Annotated in this window: 23 protein-coding genes; 8 read left to right on the top strand and 15 right to left on the bottom strand. The window is 31.0% G+C overall.

The window, feature by feature from the left end:
- Positions 1-22 precede the first annotated feature (22 nt).
- The gene (locus DFQ07_RS05250; protein ID WP_133535222.1) at positions 23-1,405 is read right to left on the bottom strand and encodes a PKD domain-containing protein; all 1,383 of its coding nucleotides are present in this window, start codon (positions 1,403-1,405) and stop codon (positions 23-25) included.
- 60 nt (positions 1,406-1,465) lie between these two features.
- Between DFQ07_RS05250 and DFQ07_RS05245 the strand changes: the two genes are divergently transcribed.
- Entirely contained in the window at positions 1,466-2,554 is a 1,089-nt protein-coding gene (locus tag DFQ07_RS05245) for a hypothetical protein (RefSeq protein WP_133535443.1), read from the top strand.
- On the opposite strand, the gene DFQ07_RS05240 is transcribed toward DFQ07_RS05245, so the two are convergent.
- From DFQ07_RS05240 to DFQ07_RS05195, 10 genes are all read right to left on the bottom strand, one after another.
- Positions 2,551-3,411 (bottom strand): DMT family transporter, encoded by an 861-nt coding sequence (locus DFQ07_RS05240; RefSeq protein WP_133535221.1) that lies wholly within the window; start codon positions 3,409-3,411, stop codon positions 2,551-2,553. The genes DFQ07_RS05245 and DFQ07_RS05240 overlap by 4 nt on opposite strands.
- A 208-nt stretch (positions 3,412-3,619) precedes the next feature.
- Positions 3,620-4,177: an RDD family protein gene (locus tag DFQ07_RS05235; RefSeq protein ID WP_133535220.1), complete on the bottom strand. Its 558-nt coding sequence runs from the start codon at positions 4,175-4,177 to the stop codon at positions 3,620-3,622.
- 11 nt (positions 4,178-4,188) lie between these two features.
- Complete coding sequence (gene mfd, locus DFQ07_RS05230) at positions 4,189-7,545, bottom strand: transcription-repair coupling factor (RefSeq protein WP_133535219.1); 3,357 nt, start codon at positions 7,543-7,545, stop codon at positions 4,189-4,191.
- 82 nt (positions 7,546-7,627) lie between these two features.
- Positions 7,628-9,349: an AIPR family protein gene (locus DFQ07_RS05225; RefSeq protein ID WP_133535218.1), complete on the bottom strand. Its 1,722-nt coding sequence runs from the start codon at positions 9,347-9,349 to the stop codon at positions 7,628-7,630.
- A 549-nt stretch (positions 9,350-9,898) separates the two neighbouring features.
- Positions 9,899-10,237, bottom strand: coding sequence for a GIY-YIG nuclease family protein (locus tag DFQ07_RS05220; protein WP_243743935.1), 339 nt, complete (start codon positions 10,235-10,237; stop codon positions 9,899-9,901).
- A 414-nt stretch (positions 10,238-10,651) separates the two neighbouring features.
- Complete coding sequence (locus DFQ07_RS05215) at positions 10,652-11,512, bottom strand: DUF7477 domain-containing protein (protein WP_133535217.1); 861 nt, start codon at positions 11,510-11,512, stop codon at positions 10,652-10,654.
- On the bottom strand, positions 11,494-11,874 hold the full coding sequence (locus DFQ07_RS05210) for a hypothetical protein (RefSeq protein ID WP_133535216.1): 381 nt from the start codon (positions 11,872-11,874) through the stop codon (positions 11,494-11,496). Before DFQ07_RS05210 ends, DFQ07_RS05215 begins: the two co-directional genes overlap by 19 nt.
- A 239-nt stretch (positions 11,875-12,113) precedes the next feature.
- Entirely contained in the window at positions 12,114-12,506 is a 393-nt protein-coding gene (locus DFQ07_RS05205) for a DUF1801 domain-containing protein (RefSeq protein ID WP_133535215.1), read from the bottom strand.
- Between the two features lie 67 nt (positions 12,507-12,573).
- Positions 12,574-13,203: a C39 family peptidase gene (locus DFQ07_RS05200; RefSeq protein ID WP_133535214.1), complete on the bottom strand. Its 630-nt coding sequence runs from the start codon at positions 13,201-13,203 to the stop codon at positions 12,574-12,576.
- A gap of 318 nt (positions 13,204-13,521) precedes the next feature.
- A complete protein-coding gene (locus DFQ07_RS05195) occupies positions 13,522-14,031 on the bottom strand; it encodes a YybH family protein (RefSeq protein ID WP_133535213.1) in 510 nt (169 codons plus the stop codon).
- A 556-nt stretch (positions 14,032-14,587) separates the two neighbouring features.
- Here DFQ07_RS05195 and DFQ07_RS05190 point away from each other — a divergent pair.
- The gene (locus DFQ07_RS05190) at positions 14,588-15,184 is read left to right on the top strand and encodes a hypothetical protein (protein ID WP_133535212.1); all 597 of its coding nucleotides are present in this window, start codon (positions 14,588-14,590) and stop codon (positions 15,182-15,184) included.
- A gap of 54 nt (positions 15,185-15,238) precedes the next feature.
- On the opposite strand, the gene gltX is transcribed toward DFQ07_RS05190, so the two are convergent.
- The 3 genes from gltX to DFQ07_RS15500 form a co-directional block, all read right to left on the bottom strand.
- On the bottom strand, positions 15,239-16,756 hold the full coding sequence (gltX, locus tag DFQ07_RS05185; RefSeq protein ID WP_133535211.1) for a glutamate--tRNA ligase: 1,518 nt from the start codon (positions 16,754-16,756) through the stop codon (positions 15,239-15,241).
- A 113-nt stretch (positions 16,757-16,869) separates the two neighbouring features.
- Positions 16,870-17,034, bottom strand: a complete 165-nt coding sequence (locus DFQ07_RS15505) for a hypothetical protein (protein WP_166627723.1) — start codon at positions 17,032-17,034, stop codon at positions 16,870-16,872.
- 189 nt (positions 17,035-17,223) lie between these two features.
- Complete coding sequence (locus DFQ07_RS15500; protein ID WP_166627722.1) at positions 17,224-17,376, bottom strand: hypothetical protein; 153 nt, start codon at positions 17,374-17,376, stop codon at positions 17,224-17,226.
- 200 nt (positions 17,377-17,576) lie between these two features.
- Here DFQ07_RS15500 and DFQ07_RS05180 point away from each other — a divergent pair, with 200 nt between their 5' ends.
- The 4 genes from DFQ07_RS05180 (at position 17,577) to DFQ07_RS05165 (ending at position 24,249) form a co-directional block, all read left to right on the top strand.
- On the top strand, positions 17,577-20,858 hold the full coding sequence (locus tag DFQ07_RS05180; RefSeq protein WP_133535210.1) for a DUF4175 family protein: 3,282 nt from the start codon (positions 17,577-17,579) through the stop codon (positions 20,856-20,858).
- Positions 20,859-20,946: 88 nt separating this feature from the next.
- The gene (gene ybeY / locus DFQ07_RS05175; RefSeq protein ID WP_133535209.1) at positions 20,947-21,363 is read left to right on the top strand and encodes an rRNA maturation RNase YbeY; all 417 of its coding nucleotides are present in this window, start codon (positions 20,947-20,949) and stop codon (positions 21,361-21,363) included.
- A gap of 28 nt (positions 21,364-21,391) precedes the next feature.
- On the top strand, positions 21,392-23,269 hold the full coding sequence (mnmG, locus tag DFQ07_RS05170) for a tRNA uridine-5-carboxymethylaminomethyl(34) synthesis enzyme MnmG (RefSeq protein ID WP_133535208.1): 1,878 nt from the start codon (positions 21,392-21,394) through the stop codon (positions 23,267-23,269).
- A gap of 86 nt (positions 23,270-23,355) precedes the next feature.
- Positions 23,356-24,249: a class I SAM-dependent methyltransferase gene (locus DFQ07_RS05165; RefSeq protein WP_133535207.1), complete on the top strand. Its 894-nt coding sequence runs from the start codon at positions 23,356-23,358 to the stop codon at positions 24,247-24,249.
- Between the two features lie 142 nt (positions 24,250-24,391).
- Here the strand turns inward: DFQ07_RS05165 and DFQ07_RS05160 are convergent, their stop codons facing one another.
- The gene (locus DFQ07_RS05160) at positions 24,392-24,790 is read right to left on the bottom strand and encodes a DoxX family protein (protein WP_133535206.1); all 399 of its coding nucleotides are present in this window, start codon (positions 24,788-24,790) and stop codon (positions 24,392-24,394) included.
- A gap of 126 nt (positions 24,791-24,916) precedes the next feature.
- Between DFQ07_RS05160 and DFQ07_RS05155 the strand changes: the two genes are divergently transcribed.
- Together DFQ07_RS05155 and DFQ07_RS05150 are read left to right on the top strand one after the other, a co-directional pair.
- Entirely contained in the window at positions 24,917-25,846 is a 930-nt protein-coding gene (locus DFQ07_RS05155) for an SPFH domain-containing protein (RefSeq protein WP_133535205.1), read from the top strand.
- Between the two features lie 5 nt (positions 25,847-25,851).
- Complete coding sequence (locus DFQ07_RS05150) at positions 25,852-26,166, top strand: heavy metal-binding domain-containing protein (protein WP_133535204.1); 315 nt, start codon at positions 25,852-25,854, stop codon at positions 26,164-26,166.
- Positions 26,167-26,203 lie beyond the last annotated feature (37 nt).

Genomic DNA, 26,203 nt, shown 5'->3' with positions numbered 1-26,203 from the left:
ACCTTATCCTTGTTATTTATGATTATAAATCTATTAATTCAAGGTTTTCATCTATAGCTCCTATAAATGTTTTGTAAATATAGTTTGAACCATCATAAGTCTTAATTAAAGTAGCAAAATATATATTGTTATTTAGTTTAACAAATTTTGGGGTACGCATCCCTTTGAACCAAAAAGATTTTATCTCAACCCCTTCATTTGTATATTTTCTAATATATTCATTTTGTGTTATTATAAAACCATCGTTAGTTATGGACATACTATTAACATAACTAATATAACCATTATCAGGAAACACTATTTCTTTTACAACTTCTCCTTTATTGGTAATAATTCTTAACTCATTATGACTATAAGCAACATAATTTCCATTATTTAATTTTTTTAAATTGAAGGTTTCTGAAAGATCATTATAATTATCAACAAAACTAGACAAACCAGATTCATATTCCCTGTAACTCAATAATTCTAAGTTGTTATTAAAAAACAATATAATAGGACGATAATTTTCATAGAAGGTAGTACTACTAGGATCTATTTTTCCTCCAAATGCCATATATCCATCATCTGTTTTTAATATCGTTCCTATAAATCCTTGTCCTACATTCTCAAGTATTTTTCTTTCAGTCATTTCTCCTGTCTCGCTTCTAAGTTCAATTGTTGGTATATGAGAGCCATCGACTTGATATGATCCAAAATATATAAACCCATTATCCTTATTTAAAAACCCATAATGTGTTTTCCAACTTAAATGTGATCCCCCACTTATTCTTTGCCAGTTATCATCCACAAAAACATCTTTACAACCATAAATTCTATCCATGGTACTCATAAACACAAAGTTTTTATTAGTATTACTTAAAAAATTGACAAACCCGTATGAAACATTATAATTACTATCAGCTATAAATATTTTTTTAAATGTTTTATTGATTTCATCAAATTCTACAAAGTTTAACTTACCAACAACTCCTTCTCTTTCAATAAAAAATAATTTTTTATTATAAATACCTGTATAAACAGGTAAAATCTGATCACTTGAATTTATAGAAGGAGTTTCTATATAGCTATCTTTTACACTTTTTACAGTTATACTTACTGACTTTTTAAGAAAACCTCCTCTGTCATTTTTAACCGTTAATATTATTTTTTTTTCTCCTTCTTTTTCAAAACTAACTACAGGATTTACTTCTGTTGTACTTTTATTATATCCATACTCAAAAAGATATGAGGCAGCATTTTGAGAACAATTGGTAATTTGAATAGGTTCATTAACTTTAACCGTTAATTTATCGACTTCAAAACAAGCTACTAACTTTCTTTCTAACTCTTCTTCAGATGTACAAGATGTTAATGAAATAAAAGCAACTAGAGGTAGAGCAATTTTTTTAAGATTTTTTTTCATGTTTTTGTTTAAATTTTGGGTAAATTTATAGCTATTTTTTCACTTCTATTCAAAGAATTTATGCCTTCCAAAGAAAAACTCATATCACAAAAAAAACCAGCCTTTCCAGTCAATAAAAAACTAGCGAATTATCTGAAGAGACACAATCGTACCATTCAAATTCCTATTTTTTATGATGATTTGTTACGTTTTCAAGGGTCGATAGTTGTGTACGACAAACACGAGAATGACACCTTGTGGGTTCGTGTGTATTACAATGAGTTTGAACGAGAAGAGATTGATTTAAGTTTAAAAAAAGTATACAACATTTTACACTCTAATGGTTCTGATGCCAGTATTCAACACCTAAATGTTGATGCTGTTGACTATTGTACCTTTGGAAATTCAAAGCCTTTTCGAGTAAAAGTGCGAAATATCTTGAACGATAACTATACCTACTTTTATGTAAAAAAAACGGATGCTTCTCGTATTTACGGTTTGGAATTGGAAGATATTTTATCGCCTTATAACCTGAATTTTTTAGTATATGAAAACACCTTAATTGAAGAACATATTTCAGGAATTCCTGGAGATGTGTTTATCAACGATTATTTAGATAATTGTATTGAAATTGAAAAAGCTCAAATAGCGAAAGAATTTGTCAAATTCAACGAACGCTGTATGATTCGATTGTTAGGTGATATGCGCTCTTATAACTACGTAGTTGTACCCACACACGATTTTGAAAATGTGGTGTATAAAATTCGTCCGATAGATTTTGACCAGCAGTGTTACGAAGGAAAATTTAAAGTGTACTATCCGCAATTTTTTAAAGAAAACTTAAATATGGTTAAATTAGTAGGTGATAAACTTACCTCATCTTCTATAGAGCAATATCAATTAGAAGAGCGATCAATCGTGGCTAAGAGAATTTTAGGATCTCGAACTCGTTTAAACCGCTTGATAAAAGCCATGAAATCTGACTGTATTTCTATTCCAAAAAACATTGAACAATTGAAATCTGAAGTTTTTGAATTTACAGGTGATATTAACTTTAGAGATAGTGATGGAATGGGAGAGATACTAGAAAGTGCCTTAAACTATGTTCGTAGAAATTATGAAGATGTTAGTATGAAAACCATCATTCAACAGCAACAAAAATTGTACTAACGTTTTCTACTTCGAATACTTTCAATAACTACGGTTGCTAAAATCAAACTTCCTCCAATATAAGTGTTCCACGTGGGTACTTCATTTAAGAAAATGAATGCTAATATAATTCCGAAAATTGGTTGAATACTACTAATAATACTTGCTGTCGATGCAGAAAAAAACTGTAGTGAATGTACCATTAAGCTATGTCCGATAGCCGTAGTTAACAAGGCTAATAATAACAAGTAGGGGAGTTGCTCTTGAAAACCAGAAACATCCATAAAAAATAAAACAGGAACTAAGATTATCGTGATTACAAGCACTTGGTAAAACATCAACATTACTCCGTTGTATTGTTCTACGTATTGTTTTAAAATCAAAATTCTAATGGAGTAACACAGTGCAGAAAACAACCCAAATAACACCCCTTGAACCTGTGTGTTTTTAATATCGAAATCAGGAGCTAAAATGTACAAGCCTACTAAAACCAGCAATCCTAACACAATATGAATCGGATTGAATTTTATTTTTAAAAACAAGGGTTCTAAAAATGCTATCATTACAGGGAAAGTGTATAGCGACAACATTCCGATAGCTACATTGGATAATTTTAAGGCATAAAAATAAGTAATCCAATGCGCTGCCATAAAAACACCCCCTATCAAAAAAGGGAGCAAATGTCTACTTGATTGTATGGTTAAATCAATCTTTTTAAATCGACAAAATACATACAAAAATACCATGGCAAATGCCGAACGAAACCACACTATAACTTCCGATGGCATTGCAATATACTTGCCCAGTACCCCAGAAGTACTGATGAAAAAAGTTGCTAAAAGTAGTCCAGAAATATTTTTAATGTGGTTGTTTTGCATGGGCGTAAAAGTATGTCATTTCGAGTGAAACGAGAAATCTTTAGAATATGAGTTACTTCATTGAGTGAGATTTCTCGCTACCGCTCGAAATGACAAATTCTTTGTTTCGTCATTGCGAACGACAGTGAAGCAATCTCTAAGTCGTGAGTTCTTAACAAACAGATTGCTTCGCTCGTTCCTCGCTCGCAATGACGTATTATTTAGTTCATTACAACAGTTTATTTAACCCATAAAAAAACAATCCTCCTAACATTAAAATTCCAATAAAATTTATTTTCATTTTTATATTTTTTAGATCATTCCACATAGATTTTAATTTTTCTTTATCTGATGTGATAACTTTTGTATTTGCAAGAAAATCTCCTAAACGTCTCTGAGGGTTTATTAACCCTACAATTACCTCAATAGGCCAACCAATTATAGTTAAGTTTCTTACAAAACATTGAAATTCACTCGCTGGTTTATTAGTTTTAATATCAATTATTTGATACCCCATAATTCGTTTTGCAGGACTTTTCCCCTTTAGAAAATCTTTGTTCGTGCAGATAAACATCAGGATAAAAAATAAATCATTTCCTATCAACTTATTAGAATCATGTTCAAATTGAGAAACAACCTCTGAAATTATAATAACTAATGGAACTATTGACAAGCATATTATAAAATGGTCCAATAACATACTCAAAATACGACGAACCCTTGGATTACTATACGAAAATTTACTAATTTCCTCATATAAAAGCCCTTTATGTTCTACTTTGTCCATCTTAACTGTTTTTAAACTTTCTGTAAGGTTTCTAACGCCTTGTGTACACTGTCAATTTTTATAAACGTAATGAGTAAACGTAAACCGTTTTTGGTTTTCTTTTCTTTCATTACACAACTCTTCGGGTTGTGCTGTACGTATTTCAACATTTTGGTAAATGCTTCAGTTTGATAAAAAGCACTTTGTTGATCGGCTACAAAATATCCTATTAATCGTTTTTGTTTTAAAATCACCTTTTCTAAACCTAATTCTTTCGCTAACCATTTAATACGAACACTGTCTAATAAATCAGCTACTTGCGTTGGATATTCTCCAAAACGATCGATAATTTCAGTTTCAAAAGTTTGCAATTCTTCTTCTGTAGTTAAGGCTCCTAATTTGTTGTATAAACTCAAACGTTCGGTAACCGAATTCACATAATCGTCTGGGAACAGAATTTCAAAATCGGTATCAATTTGCACCTCTTTTACATACTCTTTTGGTGTATTTTCATCCGTAGGATATAAGTCTTTAAACTCATTTTCCTTCAATTCTTCAATCGCTTCATGTAAGATTTTCTGATAGGTATCAAAACCAATATCGTTGATAAATCCACTTTGTTCTCCACCTAATAAATCTCCAGCACCACGAATTTCCAAGTCTTTCATGGCAATATTCAATCCGCTTCCTAAATCAGAAAACAGCTCTAATGCCTGAATTCGTTTACGGGCATCATCGGTCATATGATGATACGGTGGTGTGATAAAGTAACAGAAGGCTTTTTTGTTCGAACGCCCTACACGACCACGCATTTGGTGTAAATCCGACAACCCGAAATTATTGGCGTTATTGATGAAAATCGTATTCGCATTCGGTACATCCAATCCACTTTCAATAATGGTAGTAGAAACTAGTACATCGAACTCGTTGTTCATAAAACCAAGCATAAGTTCTTCCAGCTTTTTTCCTTCCATTTGTCCGTGACCAATACCAATTTTTGCACTTGGTATCAAACGTTGCAACAACCCTGCTACTTCTTTGATGTTTTCAATACGGTTGTGGATAAAAAACACCTGCCCACCACGTGAAATTTCGTACGAAATCGCATCGCGAATGGTTTCTTCGCTAAAGCGAATCACATTGGTTTCTATGGGGTGACGGTTGGGTGGTGGCGTTTTAATCACCGATAAATCTCGCGCCGCCATTAAACTGAACTGTAGGGTACGCGGAATAGGCGTTGCCGTTAAGGTCAACGTATCTACATTTTCTTTAATCGTTTTTAGCTTGTCTTTCGCTGCTACCCCAAATTTCTGTTCCTCATCAATAACCAACAATCCAAGATCTTTAAACTGTATACTTTTATTGGTTAATTGGTGCGTCCCTATCACAATATCTACACCTCCATTTGCTATCCCTTCTAACACGCCTTTTCGTTGTTTTGCGGTTCTAAAACGGTTTAGGTAGTCAATCGTAACCGGAAAATCTTTTAATCGCTTAGAAAACGTTTTAAAATGCTGAAATGCCAAAACCGTGGTTGGTACAAGTACCGCAACCTGTTTTCCGTTATCTACTGCTTTAAAAGCCGCTCTAATGGCAATTTCTGTTTTTCCAAAACCAACATCACCACACACCAAACGATCCATCGGTTGTTCTTTTTCCATATCGGCTTTTACCTCTTGAGTAGAAGAAAACTGATCGGGTGTATCTTCGTATAAGAAACTCGCTTCCAACTCGTGTTGCATATGCGTATCGGGTCCGAAAGCAAACCCTCTTTGTAGCTTGCGTTTTGCGTATAGCTGAATAAGGTTAAACGCAATTTCTTTAACGCGTGTTTTGGTTTTTTGCTTGACTTTTTTCCAAGCATTCGAACCTAGTTTATATACTTTAGGCGGTTTTCCGTCTTTTCCGTTGAATTTGGAAATTTTGTGTAGCGAGTGAATGCTCACGTACAAAATATCGCGGTCGCCATAAATTAACTTGATGGCTTCTTGCTTTTTGCCTTCTACATCAATTTTTTGAAGTCCGCCAAACTTTCCAATACCGTGGTCGATATGTGTTACATAATCGCCTACCTCTAATTTGGTAAGTTCTTGTAGGGTGATGGATTGCTTTTTCGCGTATCCGTTTTTGAGTCGGAATTTGTAATAACGCTCAAAGATTTGATGATCGGTATAACAAACAATTTTACTATCGATATCCACAAATCCTTGATACAACGGAAACACAATGGTTTCATACGAAACCTCTTCTTCGTGGTCATCAAAAATATCGTGGAAACGTTGTGCTTGCTGTTCGTTAGAACATAAAATATAATTGGTAAATCCTTTGGCCGAAAATTCGTTGAAATTCTGAATTAATAGGTCGAATTTTTTGTTGAAAGACGGTTGGGGGTGGGTATCAAAGTTGATACTTACGTCACCTTTAAAAGATTCCTCACTACGTTCGGAATGACGGTTTTTACCGATGTCAACTGTTGTAAAATCTTGTAATTGATTGCGAATGAGCTCTCCGTTGCAAAATAATTCTTCGGGTTTTGCATGTTTGATTTCGGTAGATAATTCGTTAAACGACAGTTCTGCTTTTCTGTAGAATTTATCCAACGAATCGCTTAATAAGTCTACATTCTTGACAAAAACAGCGGTTTTAGCCGATATGTATTTTAAAAAGCTTTCTCGTGACTCTTGCAATGTTTTGTTTTCTACATTGGGCATAATGCTCACTTTCTTCAGTTTTTCTTTAGAAAGTTGCGTTTCTACATCAAAGGTTCGGATGCTGTCTACCTCATCACCAAAAAACTCTATACGGTAGGGTTCGTCGTGCGAAAACGAAAACACATCGATAATTCCACCACGTACCGAAAACTCTCCTGGTTCGGTTACAAAATCGACGCGTTTAAAATGATATTCGAATAGTACTTCGTTGACAAAATCGAGCGATACTTGCTCGCCTACCACCACTTTTAACGTGTTTTTTTCCAGCTCTTTTTTGGTCACCACTTTTTCGAACAGAGCAGTAGGGTAGGTAACAATAATCGCAGGTTTTTTACGAGAATTGATACGGTTTAACACTTCTGAACGCAGGAGTACATTAGCATTATCGGTTTCTTCTATCTGATACGGTCTGCGATACGAACCTGGATAAAACAGCACGTTTTTATCGCCCAATAACTGCTCTAAATCGTTTAGATAATAAGCGGCTTCTTCCTTGTCGTTAAAAATTAACAAGTAAGGTTTATCGGCTTGTTTAAAAGTTTCGGAAATGACAAAAGACAACGAAGAACCGACCAAATTCGTTAGTTGAAAATGGTGTGGATCTTGTTGAAGCTGACTAACAATCTGTTTTACATTCTCAGATTGTTGATAGTGATTTACAATTGCTTGCTTGCTCAACGTACAAAAATTTTACGCAAATGTACGAGGATTATTTGGGTTTAATAAAATGGACTTTCTTTAATTATTTTATTATAACATTCTACTTATTAAGATCTGATAAAACCTCTTTCATATCTTTTAATTCATTTTGAACTTGTTCTAATACTTCCTTAACAAACTCATTTCCTTTAGCTACTGAATTAGTTCCTCCCATAGCATCATAAACTATATATGTATTTTGAATTGCATTTTTTACTATTTCATCTGTCATTTTACTAATATCTATTTTTCCTATATCTTCAGATGTTGGTTTTATTATATCACATAAAATAGCAGTAACATACATTGCAACGTGGAATTTTATATCACCAATTTGAGGTCTTGAAAGTTTAGGAGAATCATATTCTTTCAAAAGGATTTCAACCTTCTTTTGAATAAGAATTCCTTTATGATACATTTCTAAAGATAAGTTATCCTTGAATATATTTTGATAATCACTATTGTTTTTGATTAAGGTTGAAGGTCTTGCTCTTGCATAATCAGGTTTTTGATTATAAATACCAGTTATTATTTGTGCCAAGTATGGTATACTAATAATTTTATTTACTGGTTTACCTTGGTTTTTATGATAATTTTTTCTTCTATCATAATAATAACCTTTTGAAAATAAAAAATCTTCAATATCTCTATGAATAGGATCAGTAGCTCTTAAAGATGCTGGGGGTATATTTGTTTGACTATTTGTTGCTTTTATTACATTTAGCCTACTTTTTTCATCTTGCACTTTAATAACTCTTAAAAGTACATTTCTTTTCTCTTTTTCTATTTTATTTTCAGAAAAATACTTGTGAATTTCGAAAGAAGTTTGAAGTCCATTAACTATTTGAGGGTCCTCTATATGTAATTTTTTACTTGCAAAAGTTGCATCAATTGCTGTTATTGTAACTCCATTATTTAACCACCAAAAATCTTCATTTTCATTTTGATTAATTAATGTTTTCCTTATTTCTTTATTTACATCAACATTAACCTGATAATCCCTAATATTAGCATCAAAAAAATACCTTATTAAATTAGCATTATCATCTGTAATAAAATCATGGTAGTTTTTTATTGGTACAATTGCTATATATCCTCCATCTTGAGTCGAAATAGGATTATCATTTAAAACTACATCTTTACTTCTTAATTGTTCTTTTCTTGATAAATCTATAAGTTTTTTTGCTGTAACAAAGTCAAATAATACCTCTGCTTTATCAAAATGCTTTTTTATTGAACTTACCAAAATTTCTACTTTTCTTTCTACATTTGGATGTATTTCGGAGCCCTTTGTAATATAAAAATAGTGAAATCTTAAAACTGGAAACTTTGAAGCTAAGTGAAGATATTGCTTTCTAAAAACTTCAACATTTACAAGCAAGTCTGAATTATATACTGTCCTTAAAGAATCTATTGATTTACTTAAATCAAATATATCTATGGCAGAAGAATTACATTTTTCTATTGGTGTCTCACCAAAACTATGTACGTTTTTTGATTGTAATATATAAACATCAATTACTGAATTTCTTTTCCCATCTATCAACTCACTATCTCTTTGTACAAGCTCTTGATTAACAAAAGTATAAATTGAATCAATTCCTCCATCACCTCCATTATCAACAATACCTTCTTCAATTTCATCATAAGAGAGTTCTGCATCTTTCATTACTTGTTCTGTAACAAATAAGTGAAAATAATCATCAACTGATAATTCTGAATATAATTCCTTTCTATTCTGTTCAATCAATGTTTGAAGTACTATCTGGTTATTATCTGCCATATTTTTTAAGTTTTAGTATTATAACTTATAATAAATCTAAAAATAAGTGTCTACAACCACTATTCTTTACGGCAATCCATAAAGAAGTGTTTGTTGTTACTTGTTATTTATAAAAAATAGTTGAGATAAGGGGTAGTACTACTTTTTACTTTTTTTAGCGTGTTAAACATAGTAAAAAAAGAGGAGGGAAGCAAGGGTTATTTATTTGTGTGTGAGTTTGTAAGGGTGTTTGTGGCTTTAGAGAGTATTTGTAACTCCCATGAATGAGATTTCTCGCTATCGCTCGAAATGACAATCTCAACGTCATTTCGAACTGAAGTGCAACGGAAGTGAGAAATCTTACAATCGCGTGTTAGGTAATTTAACAAAGTATTTGTGACTCAAATTAAACAGATTTCTCGCTATCGCTCGAAATGACAATCTTAACGTCATTTCGAACTGGAGTACAACGGAAGTGAGAAATCTTACAATCGCGTGTTGGGTACTTTCAAGAATGTTTCTGACTCTCAGGGGTGAGATTCCTCTCTTCGTTCGGAATGACAGTATTAATTAAAACACTTCATTATTCAAAAAACGCCACTCAGGATTAAAATTGTTAATCAGGGTTTCTTTCTTTTCTCTACGCCATTTTTTTAATTCTTTTTCTCTATAAATTGCTTCATTTATAGTTTCAAAAGTTTCATAGTAAATCAAGTAATAACAATTATACTTTCCTGCAAAGGATTTTTTAGCGTGCTCACTATCAAAATAATGTTGAGATAATCTTTTTTGAAGATTGCTAGTAACACCAATATACAACGTGGTTTTATTTTTGTTTGTGATGATGTATACAACGTATTTGTCTAGCATTTTTCTTTTAAAGATAGAGATAATTTCTTTTAGTGTCATTTCGAAGGAAGGATGACTGAGAAATTTTATAGTTGTGTGTTAGTGACTTTTAAGAATGTTTGTACCTCTCTTTAAAAGATTTCTCCCTACGGTCGAAATGACGGGATACTAAGAATAAAACAACAACTCAAACGTCATTTCGAAGGAGGTACGACTGAGAAATCTTATAGTCGTGTGTTAGTGATTTTTAAGAATGTTTGTAACTCTCTTTAAAAAGATTTCTCGCTGTCGCTCGAAATGACGAAACACCAAAAATAAAAACAACTCAAACGTCATTTCGAACTGGAGTGTAACGGAAGTGAGAAATCTTATTGTTGTGTGTTAGGTACTTTTAAAGATGTTTCTGACTCAAATTAGAAAGATTTCTCGCTATCGCTCGAAATGACAACAAAACATGAAAATTGCTGCATTCTCTTAATTAAGCCCTACAATGCTATATCCTTTGTTATGGATATAATCGTCTATATTACTTTTTTGTGTTTTATAGTTAAACCATGTCCAGTCTGTTTGAGGAGGGGTTTCCCACCACCAAATATTTCCGGTGCCATTTGTTTTTTTAACAGCTTTCTTCTTCGTCATTACCACACACCACGATTTTTTATTTTGATCGTACGTAATGCTGGTTAGCTTATAGCCTTGCGATTTTTTATTGCTTAATAAATCGTGCGGAAAGTCTGCTCTGTATTCTATTAACTGGTCTTCATTGTTTCTTTTTCGAGGCATTAAAACAGAAAATGCAATTCTATTTTTATACTGTATGCTTTTTATGTTTTTGCAAAACCAGCCTTTGTTCCAACCATCTTTCACTTCCTTAGAAATGCTATGGTTGTAGTTAGGACTTCCTGCAAAAAAATATACAGATACAGGATTGACAGAAATCTTCTTAAACAGGTAAAACCTACGTATTGTATTGCTTGATACATACAAAGATATATCTTGTATGGTATAGCCGTCTTTTAGTTTATCTTTTATTTGCTGACTTGATGGACTAAGCATGTATCGCTGAGAAAATCCTTTTTCTGTTTTGTTCATTACCACAAACCATTCATTGGTTTTAAAATTCACATTTTGAATTCTATACCCTGTATCCCACTTAGATTTAATCCAGTCTTTAGGAAAGTTTCCACTCACCTTATATACTTGATTTCCGTTGGTTTTTTCTAAAATCACAATATGATTTTGTTGCGCAAAAGAAACCTCTATAAAAATAAGAGCTATAAAGATTAAATAGTATTTTAACTGCATATCAATACCTATTAATCGTATGATACACATGCTTTTATATAAGCATATGGGTAGGTTCCTCCCCAAAGAGATAAAACATATTCTCCATTAGGTATACTATAAGTGCCATTTTTAAAAAATCTTATACCATTACCTGGAACACTACGAAGCTGAATTTTTTGAATATTTCTACCCAATCTTACGCTTATTTTTCCTTGAGTTACGATAATGTTTGGCTTTTGATACTGTCCGTTCGCCCATAAAATTGTACAATCTGTATGGGCATATGACAATTCTTTATCATTGTCTTTAAAATGCTCTTTATCTTCAAAGTTTTCAATACCTAAATCTTGAAGGTTTTCTCCTTGAGCTGAAAACCCTTTGTACTTTAGTTTTTCTTCACTTTCTTTCATAAAATTGGTGTTTGAATATTTAATATTATACCTGACTTGTAAGTCACTATCGTTTACCACTTATCGTAAAGAAGTGCTTATATTTTTACATTGTATGAATAAAAAATAGTTGAGATAAGGGAAGAGTACTACTTTTTACAATTTTTTCATGTTTAAACTTAGTAAAAAAAGAGGAGAAAGACAAGCATTTCCTTTATTACTAACAAGTTACAAAAACATAAACTGTTTTGTTTTTTATACTATTTTAACCTTTCTAATTGTCCTTTTCTTTTTACAATGTTTTTATAATCCCATTGTATTTCTCTAGATTTTTTTAACCAGCGTTTTAAATCTTTTGTGTCAACTTCTGAAACATTATTGAAAAATATAGAAGCATCTTTAAATTTAGTTCCTTTTACATTTAACTCTTCTTCATCAAAGTCTGAGCCACTCCAAAACATAAGCCTAATCCCTTTTTTTTGTTTACTATAACCAACTATAGGGTTACCCTCTAAAAACCAAACTGGATGTGCATGCCAAATTTTACTTTCTGCTTGGGGTAATTCTTCATTAATTATCGTCGCTAATAAGTCACAAATTTCTTTGTCTGTCACTATTTGTTTGTCATTATATGCTTTTATTTCTTCTTTCATATTTGACTTATTTTATAGTTTTCATATCATAAGTAACAATCTTATTTACAAACAGTTAAAACAACTATTATTTTATAACTCTAATATACCAATATGCCTGTATTTTATTAGCTAAAGCCACTGCTGGATATTCTACACGTCCTAAATTATTAATATTGGTTGGACTAGGCCAAGGGTCGCGAACCACAATTGTTTGTATCATAGGGCCATTCCAAGTATTTATATATGATACAGCAGTAACAACCACCGCATGTCCGCCATTGGGGCTTGATTTATAACCTATTATTACTGGCCTACCATTTGAGAGTTCTTGAATTAAAATAGCAGGACTTGGAGTTCCCATTCCTATTGATGCTCTTACTGTATAAGGATATCCATAATTATCTATTCCCCAATTATTCAAATTACTATGAATTGCTTGAAATGAACCAGGCCAATTAGGAAGATTTCCATAAGGGTCTGTTCCATAAGTTCTAGCAACTATTTGTTGCTGGTTAATATTCACACCATAGCCATTTAAGACCATCTGAATTGAGGCTGCCCAACACCACTGTGAATTGTTTTGTTTTGCTGCAAAATAATTCATCGAATTAGAAGAAATTCCTACATATTTAGCTTGTTGTGCTATAATTTGATTTACAGGTAGAAGAGCAATAAAAATCAACAGGTAAGTAGATACTAAAATTTTATTTTTCATTTTCTTATATTTTAGTTTGAGTTAGTATTAGTGTATTACAGTTTGTTTACATTCCTAACTTTATTCTATTCATTTCTTCTAATTAGCTAATATGTAAACTTGATTTTACCCAATTAAAACTTGGGTATATACAACAACTACTCTTTACAGTTTTCTATAAAGAATAGAATAATTTAATAATCTGTTAATAAAAAATAGTTAAGATAAGGGGAGACTACTTTTTACAATTTCTTTCAAGTTTAAACCTACTGAAAAAAGCAGAGAAAAACAATATAAAATTATTTTAAAATACTAATAACCAAATATTTAAACATAAATCTATTTTTTAAGATGTGCGCACTTAGCTTTTTCAAAATCTTCTTTAGTTATTGTTTTCCCATTTATTATATCGGTATCCCAATCTTGGGCAATTAACCATGTATCATTTTTCTTTTTTAATACTACATGAAATCTTCCATAAGATATATGAGGTTCTTTACCTTTTTCTGTATAGATGATTCGATAATAGCCTACTTCATAACCTATATTTTCATTATAAACTCGTTGATCGAAACAGAAATCAATTTGTCGTTTTCGATTGGTCGGTTTTTGATACGATTTTTCTACCGAATTTTTATATTCAGCTCCTATTCGAATTCCATATTTATTTGCCCTTAATACATCATCGGTATGCAAACTATTAAACGCTTGCCAATCTCTGTTTTCAAAATAGGTTTTGAATGGTTTCCAAACTTGTTCATTAATTTCACTTTCTATTTCTTGTTGGTTTTGAGAAAAACTCAACGTAATTGAAAATAGAAAAATAATAATGGTATATACTAATTTCATTTTTTCTTTACTAAAAAATCCACTTCTTAACAAGTTACTGATTTTTTCGATACTTATTACTAAAATTATAGAAGGTTTCTATTTAATAAGAAAACTTATCTTTTTTAAGTAGCAAAACTTTCATACATCGATTTTAAACAACTATAATAAGCTAAAACAAATACTTGCCTTGATAATTTAAAAAACCTTCTTAAAAGCTTTAAAAAAAACAGTTTTAAATTGTTGTTCTTTATGAAAAACATGTTTTTTATAAGAAAAAATAATACTTTGTTTTTAGAGAGAATTGTTTACTTTCGACAAAAATTTATGATGATTTTGTTTCGAAATCATTTATTGATTTTTTTTAATACGGTGTCGCCAAAGAAGAAGTTGGCATACTCCATAAAATTACATTATTTTGCAACCTTATGTAAAATGAATTAAAGAAACTATCCTTTTGTTTTTTTAACAAGAACAATTCGGATGCTTTTTTACAAATATTAAAATAGAATATCAAACAGATTAATTATACTAAAAACCCTATAAATTAGTTATTACTCATAAACACAATTTCCCCATGAAACACAAAATATTATTCATAGCCATCTTAACTTGTTTAACGACTTCTGTTTTTTCACAAAACTTAAATGATTCTTGGCAAATAGGTGTAGGATTCGGAATCACAAAATTTAATGAAAGTGATGCCGCTTATATTGGTGATCAATATTTATTTCAAGTACCTGTTTTAAGTTTAACCATGCCTCTTGGTGGTCATTTTTCTTTTGACGGTGCTATGTCGTTTAACACCATAGACGATGTTGGATTTATTAAGAATTCAGCAAAATATTTTTCTATGGATGGTTCTTTTCGTTATAACTTCGATGCTATGTTTGATAAGTTTGCTCCGTATGTATTTATAGGAGGTAGTGTAGTAGATTCTGAACGTAAAATGACTCCGACTCTTAATGCTGGAGCGGGAGGAATCCTTTGGGTTAGTGATAACATAGGTATCAATCCACAATTGTATTACAAACATTCATTTGAAGGATATGAAAGTATGCGCTCGCACATTCAGGGAACCTTAGGTATTGTGTTTAAATTAAATTGGAGTAGTATGTCAAAAGGTGGTCATCGCTCAAAATCTTCAGCGTCTTGTTATTATGACCGTATATAAAAAAGATATTTAGAATATAAAAAAAAAGCCGCTTAATAAGCGGCTTTTTTTGTTTTATGATAATACGTTTATCGCATTTTGTATTCTTGTAATCGTGGTTTCTTTACCAATCATTGTCATAATATCAAACAAATCTGGTCCTGCAAGTTTGCCTACTAAACTCAATCGCAAAGGTTGCATTACCTTACCAAAACCTATTTCCTTTGAAGTAATCCACCCTTTAATTTCTGTTTGAGCATTCTCTATTGAAAAGTCTTCGATTGTTGAAATTACTCCGATTAACTCTTGCATTAACGCGCCAGTTTCAGGCTTCCATTGCTTTTTTGCGGCTTTTTCATCATATTCTGATGGGTTTACAAAGAAAAAGTTAGATAATTCCCAAAAATCTGCCACAAACGTAGCACGCTCTTTTATTAAAGAAACTATTTTTTCTACACGCTCTTTATCTGCCTCAATTCCTTTTTCTTCCAAAATAGGCAAGAATAACGTTGTAAGTTCTTCAGAAGATTTTTGCTGTAAATACTGTTGATTAAACCATTTGGTTTTATCTGGGCTAAATTTTGCTCCTGATTTACTTACACGAGATAAATCAAATGCTGCAACCAATTCTTCTAAACTAAAAATTTCTTGTTCTGTTCCTGGATTCCATCCTAAGAAAGCTAACATATTGATAAATGCATCTGCAAAATAACCATCTTCTTTATATCCACGTGAAACATCACCAGTTTCTTCGTTCGTATACTCTAACGGGAAAACTGGGAATCCTAATTTATCTCCATCTCGCTTACTTAATTTCCCTTTTCCTACCGGTTTTAAAATTAATGGTAAGTGTGCAAATTTTGGTGCTTTCCAATCAAATGAACGATATAGTAATTCGTGAAGTGGGAGAGAAGGTAACCATTCTTCACCGCGAATAACGTGTGAAATTTCCATTAAATGATCATCAACAATATTGGCTAAATGATAGGTTGGCATACCATCTGACTTAAACAATACCTTATCGTCTAATGTATTTGTTTCAACTTTAATAGTTCCACGGATTTCATCTTGTAAAATTAAGGTTTCGTCTTGTGGAGTCTTAAAACGGATTACATATTTTTCTCCTGCATTTATTTTTGTAGCAACTTCATCAGCAGAAAGTGCTAATGAATTGTTTAATTTTTGACGATTGTGCCAGTTGTAAATGAATGTTTTTCCTTTTTCTTCATGATCTTTACGATGTGCATCTAATTCTTCAGCTGTATCAAATGCATAGTATGCCCATCCTTTTTCTATCAATTCATCGGCATATTTTTTATATAAATCTTTACGTTCTGACTGACGATACGGTCCAAATTTTTCATTCTTACCCGGACCTTCATCAAACGGAATATTACACCATTCTAATGAGTCAATAATGTATTGTTCAGCATTGGCTACATAACGTGTTTGATCGGTATCTTCAATACGTAATACAAAAGTTCCGTTGTATTTTTTAGCAAATAAATAATTAAATAAGGCAGTTCTTACACCACCCATGTGTAAAGGTCCTGTCGGACTCGGAGCAAAGCGTACTCTTACGTTCTCAGTCATTTTTTAAATCAAATTTGAAAACGCAAAGATAGTTCTATGTTAATAGAAAAGAAAAAGAAGAAGGAGAAATAAAAAAAAGCGAACAAATATTCGCTTTTTACTGTTTACTATTATTAATCATCTAAACTAGGAATACATACCCATGAACCTGTAGCATAATCCATTGCCCATTCCCAACCATCATGACATCTTTCTACTGGTGCTGTATATCCTCCTTTAACAATTTTTTGTTCTTGCTTGTTCAATACTGAACCTAATTTTGAAATGTTCTTTAACATAGTTTAAAATTTAAATATTAATAAAAACGCAATCTATTCTATTTTTAATTTTAAGATTAAAATTTTACCGTAAAAAAAGTGAGGTAAACACATCCTTTTTCAAGTTTTTGAATCTTATTTTCTTAATTAAGAATAATAAAAATTAATTATCAATAAAAAAAAGCGAGTTAAAACTCGCTTTTTGTAATATTATTTATACTGGCAATATCCATTATAACAAAAAGAATCCCAAGGTGGACAATCTTTATCAGTAAAACATCTTATGTTTCTCCAACCTCCATTAATTGTTTTTTGTTCAGTTTTACTTATAGTAATACCTAAATCTGAAATGTTTTTTAACATCTTTAAAGTTTTTAAAATTAGTACTAGCAATTTAATTCAACTTTAAATACTTAAGTCTTATTTACCCGTATAAAAAGTATGGTTTTTCCTTATTTTTTCATATTTATTACGATTTTATTCATTTCTTACAAGACTTACCATCGTTTACACAAATCTTTAACTAAGAGTTCCTTATAAAACTCGTATTTTTATACTTGATTATGGGAAATTTTAATAAAATACAACAAAAGTTACAGCAATTCAGTAGAAAATACTACACAAATGAATTGATAAAAGGAAGCATCTTATTTGTTTCATTAGGGTTAATATATCTTTTTTTTACATTATTCATTGAGTATTTTCTTTGGTTAAAACCTACTTCAAGAACAATCTTATTTTGGTTTTTTATTGCTGTAGAATTGTTTTTGTTATTCCGCTTTATATGCTTTCCTATTTTTAAAATCATGGGGTTGCAAAAAGGAATTTCTTTTGAAGAAGCTTCTAAAATTATCGGAAATCATTTTCCTGAGGTAAAAGATAAATTGTTAAACGTACTCCAATTGCAACAAACAACTCAACAATCGGATTTGTTAGTAGCGAGTATAGAACAAAAATCGAAAGAATTACAACCTATTTATTTCAATAAAGCGATTAATTTTAATAGCAATAAAAAATATCTTAAATACATTTTAATTCCAATTTTTATTTGGATGATTTCTCTGCTTACAGGTACTACAAAAAAACTTTCAGAGAGTTTTAATCGTGTAGTACATCATTCAGTAGCCTACAGCCCTCCAGCTCCTTTTTATTTTGATTTAACAGCAAAAGAATTACGTGTGATTAAAGGAAAGGATATTACTGTGTATTTACAGACAAAAGGCGAAGTAATTCCTCAGGAAGCAAAAATTCATTTTAACAATCAACAGTATTTTTTAAAAAATGAGGGAAATGGATTGTTCTCATATACTTTTTCTGAAGTACAAGCACCTATCACTTTTTATGCTAGTGCTAATGGAATTGATTCGCAAGAATATCAGATTACAATTATCAACACCCCATCCATTCAAAATATTTCATTAAACCTACAATATCCTTCGTATATAAAAAAGGCAAACGAAACCATTCAAAACACAGGAAACTTAATTGTTCCACAAGGAACAATTGTTACTTGGAATATTAAAACTTCTGAAACCGATACAGTTAACTTCATTAATAAAGAAAAAAGAGAGATTTTTTTACAAAAAGAAAACAATCAATTTGAATTTAAAAAACAATTGAATCAAAGTTTACACTATCAAATTACGACATCAAACAATAACTTAAAAGATTACGAACAGCTACAATTTTCAATCAATGTTATTAAAGATGAATATCCTACCATTTCAGTAAATTCAAATATTGATAGTATTACTCGTGGAAATGCACAATTTGTAGGTCAAATTACTGATGATTACGGATTTAAAAATTTAGAAGTGGTATTTTACGATAAAAATAATACACAAAATACTCAAAATCAATCAATTAAAATAAATAAAAAAAACATTCAAACTTTCTATTTTGAGTTTCCTGGGAATTTAAACTTACAAAAAGGTGTGAATTACGAAATGTATTTTCAGGTATATGATAACGATCTTGTAAATGGTAGTAAAAAAACAATGAGTAAAAAGTTTAGTTATCGTCAAAAAACGGAAGAAGAAGTAGAAGAGGAATTACTACAAGAGCAAAAAAACCACATTGAAAACTTTAAAAACTCGTTAGATCAACAGCAAAAAAGTAAAAAAGAATTGGAAAAAATTCAGTTCGATTTACAGAACAAGAAAAATATTAACTGGAACGATCAGAAGAAAATTCAGAATTTAGTAAAGCGTCAAGAGCAATACAAGCAAATGATGCAACGTCAAACCCAAAAACTACAAGAAAATTTCTCTGAAAAGAAAGAAGAAAATCAAACACTTCAAGAGAAAAAAGAAAACCTACAAAAGCGTATTGAAGAGCTTAAAAAATTAGAGAAGCAACAAAAGTTATTGGATGAATTAATGAAGTTAGCTGATAAGCTAAACAAAGAAGATTTGATAAAAAAAACCAAAGAACTTGCTGAACAAAACAAACAACAAGAACGTAGCTTAGAACGTATTTTAGAAATGACTAAACGTTTTTATGTAGAGCAAAAAATGAATCAACTCGCTAATAAACTAGATGAATTATCAAAAAAACAAGAAGAGCTAAGCAAGAAAGACATTTCTAAAGATGAACAAAAGGAGATTAACAAAGCATTTCAAGAAACAAAAAATGAGTTAAAAGAACTTCAAAAAGACAATGAAAAACTAAAACAACCCATGGATATACCTTCTATGGAAAACTTAGAAAAACAAGCTCAAGAAGAATTAAACAAAGCTGAAGAAAATTTAGAAAACAACAAGCAACAAAACGCTAAACAAAATCAAAAAAAGGCTGCTGAAAAAATGCAGCAAATGAGTCAAAAAATGCAACAATCGATGCAATCAATGAGTGCCGAAATGGAAGAAGAGAATATGGAAGGGTTGCGTCAAATCTTAGAAAACCTTATCACATTTTCTTTCGACCAAGAGGCATTAATGAATGTCTTTTCATCATCTACTTCTGCACATCCAGATTTTGGTAAAAACTTACAAAAGCAGTATCAGCTTAAAACTTATTTTGAGCATATTGATGATAGCTTATTTGTGCTTTCAATGCGTGTTCCTAGTATTTCATCAAAAGTACAAGATCAATTAGCACAAGCACATTATAACTTAGATCAATCCTTAGAAAACTTTGCAGACAATTTTTTTCAAAATGGTATCTCTAATCAGCAATATGTAATGACTTCTGCAAACACTTTAGCAGATATGTTAAGTAACACTTTAGATGCCATGCAAAACCCTAAACCAGGTAATGGAAAAGGAAAGGGTAAAGGGAAATCGTTTAGCTTACCTGACATTATTCAACAACAAAATGAGCTCATGAAAAAGATGAAGGAGGGTATGCAAAAACAAAATGAAGGCAAACCAAAAGATGGTAAAGAAGGAAAAAAGGAAGGCGGAGAAGGTGAACAAAATGATGATTTAGATGGTGAGTTATATCAAATTTACAAAGAGCAATCTCAGTTAAGAGAGCAATTAGAAAATGCCATTAAAGAAGGAAATAATGATAATAAAGATGCTAAAAAAGCATTAAAGAAGATGGAGGAATTGGAAAACGAAATTTTAGAAAAAGGGTTTACACAAGAAAGTATCGACAGAATGCAACGACTAAACTACGAACTATTAAAATTAGACAAGGCTACTTTTGAACAAAACCGAGAGAAACAACGTAAATCGAACACCAATTTTCAAGAATTTAATAATACATCTAGCAAAGAACTAAAATTTAAAAAGTTGTTTTATAACCAAACAGAGATATTAAACAGACAATCACTACCTTTGCGCCAAAATTACAAGAAGAAGGTTCAAGAATACTTTAGCCTTCCGAAAAACAAAGAATAACGCATTAAAAAGCCTTTAAACACGTCAAGTACTACAGCTTTTTAATTAGCAGTTATAAGATAATAAGAACAGTATTTGATATAAAGAAATGATTGCATTTAATTACGAAACCGAGTTTCAACTAAACAACGAAGAAAATACTTCAAAGTGGATAGAAACTTGTATAGAAAAAGAAGGTTTTGAGCTAGGAGAAATTAATTATATTTTTTGTGATGATGCCTATTTACACAAAATAAATATTGAGTTTTTACAGCACGATACCTTTACCGATATCATCAGTTTTGATTACACTTTAGGTAAATTAGTAGGAGGGGATATTTTTATTTCTGTAGAAAGGGTAAAAGAGAATGCTAAAGAATTTGATGTTTCTTTTGAAAACGAATTACACCGCGTAATTATTCACGGTATTTTACATTATATGAAATACAAGGATAAAACCGATGAAGAGAAACAATTAATGCGTTCAAAAGAAAATGAATGTTTAGAAATTTTAGAAAAAAATTAAAACCGTTCCACGTGGAACTGAATTAAAAATGAGTTTATTTAATACAACATACGATGTAATTGTAGTAGGAGGTGGGCATGCTGGTAGCGAAGCAGCAGCAGCAAGTGCAAACATGGGAGCACACACTTTGTTAATTACAATGAACTTACAAAATATTGCTCAAATGAGTTGTAATCCTGCTATGGGTGGTATTGCAAAAGGGCAAATAGTACGTGAAATTGATGCGCTTGGTGGTTACAGTGGTATCGTAACCGACAAGACCGCAATTCAGTTTAAAATGCTAAATAAATCAAAAGGACCTGCTATGTGGAGTCCAAGAGCACAATCAGACAGAATGCAATTTGCAGAGTGCTGGAGAACCATGTTAGAACAAACAGAAAATTTAGATTTTTATCAAGATTCTGTAAACGGATTGTTGTTTGATCGTGATACAATCACAGGAGTAAAAACTGCCTTGGGTTTAGAAATAAAAGCAAAGACAGTAATCGTTACTGCTGGTACATTTTTAAATGGATTAATTCATATTGGTGAAAAAACATTTGGTGGAGGTAGAGCAGGTGAAGGAGCTTCTACAGGTATTACCGAAGATCTAGTAGAAAAAGGTTTTGAAGCTGGTAGAATGAAAACCGGAACACCTCCTCGTGTTGACGGACGTTCTTTAGATTACAGTAAAATGACAGAACAACCTGGTGATGATAATCCAGAAAAGTTCTCATATTTACCTGTAACAAAACCACTATCAAAACAACGTTCTTGTTATTTAACATACACAAATCCTGAAGTACATGATTTACTTCGTGAAGGATTTGATCGTTCACCAATGTTTAATGGTAGAATTAAATCTACAGGACCTCGTTATTGTCCTTCAGTAGAAGATAAGATTAATCGCTTTGCAGAAAAAGAACGCCATCAAATATTTGTAGAACCAGAAGGATGGAATACTATTGAAATCTATGTAAATGGGTTCTCTACTTCACTTCCAGAAGATATTCAAGATAAAGCCATACGTTCAATTCCAGGATTTGAAAATGTGAAATTCTTTAGATATGGATATGCTATCGAATACGATTATTTTCCTCCTACCCAGCTAAAACATAACTTAGAAACGAAGTTAATTAACAACTTATTCTTTGCAGGTCAAATTAACGGAACTACAGGTTATGAAGAAGCAGCTGCACAAGGTTTAATGGCAGGTGTAAATGCCGCTTTAAAAGTTCAGGAAAGAGAACCTTTTATTTTAAAAAGAAGTGAAGCGTATATAGGTGTTTTAATTGATGATTTAATTACCAAAGGAACAGAAGAACCATATCGAATGTTTACTTCTCGTGCTGAGTACAGAACTCTTTTAAGACAAGATAATGCTGATTTACGCTTGACAGAAAAATCATATAAGTTAGGTTTAGCTTCACAAGAAAGAATGAACAGAGTAGAGGAGAAGAAAAACAAAACTCAAAATTTAATAGATTTCATTACAAATTTGAGTGTTTCTAAAGAGGAAGTAAATCCTATTTTAGAAAGTAAAAATTTAGCAACAATTAATCAATCAATGAAACTATATAAAATTGCTGCTAGACCTCAATTAACTTTTTCTGATTTTAGATCGATTGAAAGATTAGAGACCTATATTCAAGAAAACAATATTGATCAAGAAATAATTGAACAAGTAGAAATTCATTTGAAATATTCTGGATACATTGAAAAAGAAAAAAACAATGCTGACAAATTGAATAGACTAGAGAATGTTCCTATTCCATCAACTTTTGATTATAGTAAAGTAAAATCTCTTTCATTCGAAGCAAGAGAAAAGCTATCAAAAATACAACCGACTTCAATTTCACAGGCTAGTAGAATAAGTGGAGTATCACCAAGTGATATTTCTGTACTGTTAGTATATATGGGTAGGTAAATTCTAAAATTTTAGAACATAAAAAAATAAAACGTTCCATGTGGAACGTTTTATTTTTTTATGTATAATTGTCCCACCAATAAACAATGTTCCACAAGGAACACTCAACACCAATATTTAATTTGATTACAAAAAAAGAGTTCTATAAGAACTTAACCCCTTATTTAAACTGCATTGATTATACAGTGTCTAAAGAGAGTTACGAGGTAATGAAAAACAACAGTTTTGATATGTTAGTAACTTCTCCAGTTCCTGATAATTTAAACAAATACTATTTAAGTGAAAATTACATTTCACACACAGATAGTAAGAATTCACTTTTTGACAAAGTTTATCATTTAGTAAAAAACTATACATTAAAGAAAAAGCTAAAATTGATTGACTCTTTTAAAACAGAGGAAAAATCAATTTTAGATATTGGAGCTGGAACAGGTGACTTTTTAAAAGTATGTAAAAATAATGGATGGAAAATTACTGGAGTAGAGCCCTCTGAAAAAGCTCGTGAATTTTCAAAAAGTAAAAATATCATTTTACAAGAAGATATTTCCGAAATTAAAAACACACAATTTGATGTAATAACTCTTTGGCATGTTTTAGAACATATTCCTAATTTAATAGAATATGTACAACAATTGAAAAAACTTTTAAAGCCAAATGGTGTTTTAATAGTGGCTGTACCTAATTATAAAAGTTACGACGCTAATTATTACAAAGAGTATTGGGCTGCTTTTGATGTGCCAAGACATTTATGGCATTTTTCACAAACGTCTATTTCAAAAATATTTTCGTTAGTTGAAATAAACGTTGAAAAAGTACTTCCGATGAAATTTGATTCGTATTATGTTTCTCTATTATCAGAAAAATACAAAACAAAAAAATCTCAACCAATAAAAGCTTTTTTAACAGGTTTGAAGTCGAATATGAAAGCAAAACGTACAGGTGAGTATTCATCTCTAATTTATGTCTTAAAAAACAGATAAAACTTTATTTAAAGCTATTATACAAGGTTAATTACTATAAAACGTACAAACACCTTCTAATAAAATAAAAACCTCTTAAAATCAATTTTTTAAGAGGTTTTTTAATAAAATATTTTTATTATCAAGGTATTTAAAATAACTTTTAACTATTTAATAAATACACACCAAAAATGGCTATTAAAAAGTAAACTGCCAAGGTCATTGCTCCTGCATAATCTTTTGCTAAACGTTGCCCTATTAATAAGAAAATTAAAGTCAAAGCACAAAGCTCTGCTCCAATTAAAGCAATATCATTATTTCCAGTTGTAGATAAATGGAAAATTCCAACAAACATTAATGCACCTGCTAACAACTCCATCACTAAAATTACAGCTAATAAAATTGGTACTGAATTTTTTAAAGGTGAGTTTTGAAAATGATCTTTAATAAAAGATAAGTTACCATTCCAATCAGATACTTTATCAATACCAGATTGTAAAAAAGTAACAATTAAAAAAAGTAGAATTAAAATTTCTGTTGCGTTTTGTTGTATAAGTTCCATATAATTGATTTTTCACAAATATATATTTAAAAAAGGACTGTAACAATTCTAAAAAAAATCGTCAAATAGGTAATTATTTAAATAGTATCTTTAACAAAAAAATTACTAATCCTAAAAATTAAAACTATGTCAGTTTACATGTATCCGGTTATTTTTATCGGAATTATCGTCTTTTTATCCTCTTTTTTTATTGTAAAACAACAAACTGCTGCTATTATTGAACGTTTTGGTCGTTTTCAAAGCATTCGTCATTCAGGTTTACAACTAAAAATTCCTATAGTTGATAGAATTGCAGGAAAATTGAGTTTAAAAATTCAACAATTAGATGTAATTGTAGAAACCAAAACGCTAGATGATGTATTTGTAAAATTAAAAGTTTCGGTACAGTATAAAGTAATTCGCGAAAAGGTATATGATGCTTTTTATAAGTTAGATTACCCACATGATCAGATTACTTCTTATGTATTTGATGTAGTTCGTGCTGAAGTACCTAAAATGAAGTTAGATGATGTATTTGTTAAAAAAGATGATATTGCAATCGCTGTTAAGACAGAATTGAATGATGCCATGATGGATTATGGTTACGATATCATAAAAACATTAGTAACAGATATTGATCCAGATGCACAAGTAAAGGCGGCAATGAACCGTATTAATGCAGCTGATAGAGAGAAAACAGCAGCTCAATATGAAGGAGATGCGCAACGTATTTTAATTGTTGAAAAAGCAAAAGCAGAAGCTGAAAGTAAGCGTTTACAGGGTCAAGGTATTGCAGATCAACGTCGTGAAATTGCCCGTGGTTTAGAAGAATCTGTTGAAGTTTTAAACCGTGTAGGTATTAATAGTCAAGAAGCATCTGCTTTAATTGTTGTAACTCAACATTACGATACATTGCAATCGTTAGGTGAAGAGACAAATAGTAACTTAATTTTATTACCTAATTCACCTCAAGTAGGTAGTAATATGTTAAATGATATGGTAGCAAGTTTTACAGCTAGTAATCAGATTGGAGAAGCAATGAAAAAAGCACAAGAGAAAAAAGATAATGAACAATAATTAATATGATTTTATCAACCACACATTCATTAGAAAATAAACCTGCAAAAGATTACTTAGGTGTTGTAACAGGTGAAACGATTATAGGAGCAAACGTTTTTAAAGACTTTTTTGCTAGTATTACAGATATCGTAGGAGGTAGGTCTGGTTCTTATGAAAAAGTACTTAGAGAAGCCAAAGAAATAGCTATGAAAGAAATGAAAGAAAGAGCTCAAGTATTAGGAGCCGATGCTATTGTGGGTATAGATTTAGACTATGAAACGGTAGGTTCTGGTGGTATGTTAATGGTAACTGCCTCTGGTACGGCTATAAAATTATAATCAAACAAAAAAACCGAAACATTAAATGTTTCGGTTT

It is taken from the genome of Tenacibaculum caenipelagi (genome assembly GCF_004363005.1).
GTDB lineage: Bacteria > Bacteroidota > Bacteroidia > Flavobacteriales > Flavobacteriaceae > Polaribacter > Polaribacter caenipelagi.
Note: the sequence above shows the minus strand (reverse complement) of the source record. Positions and strands in the feature narration are given on the sequence as shown.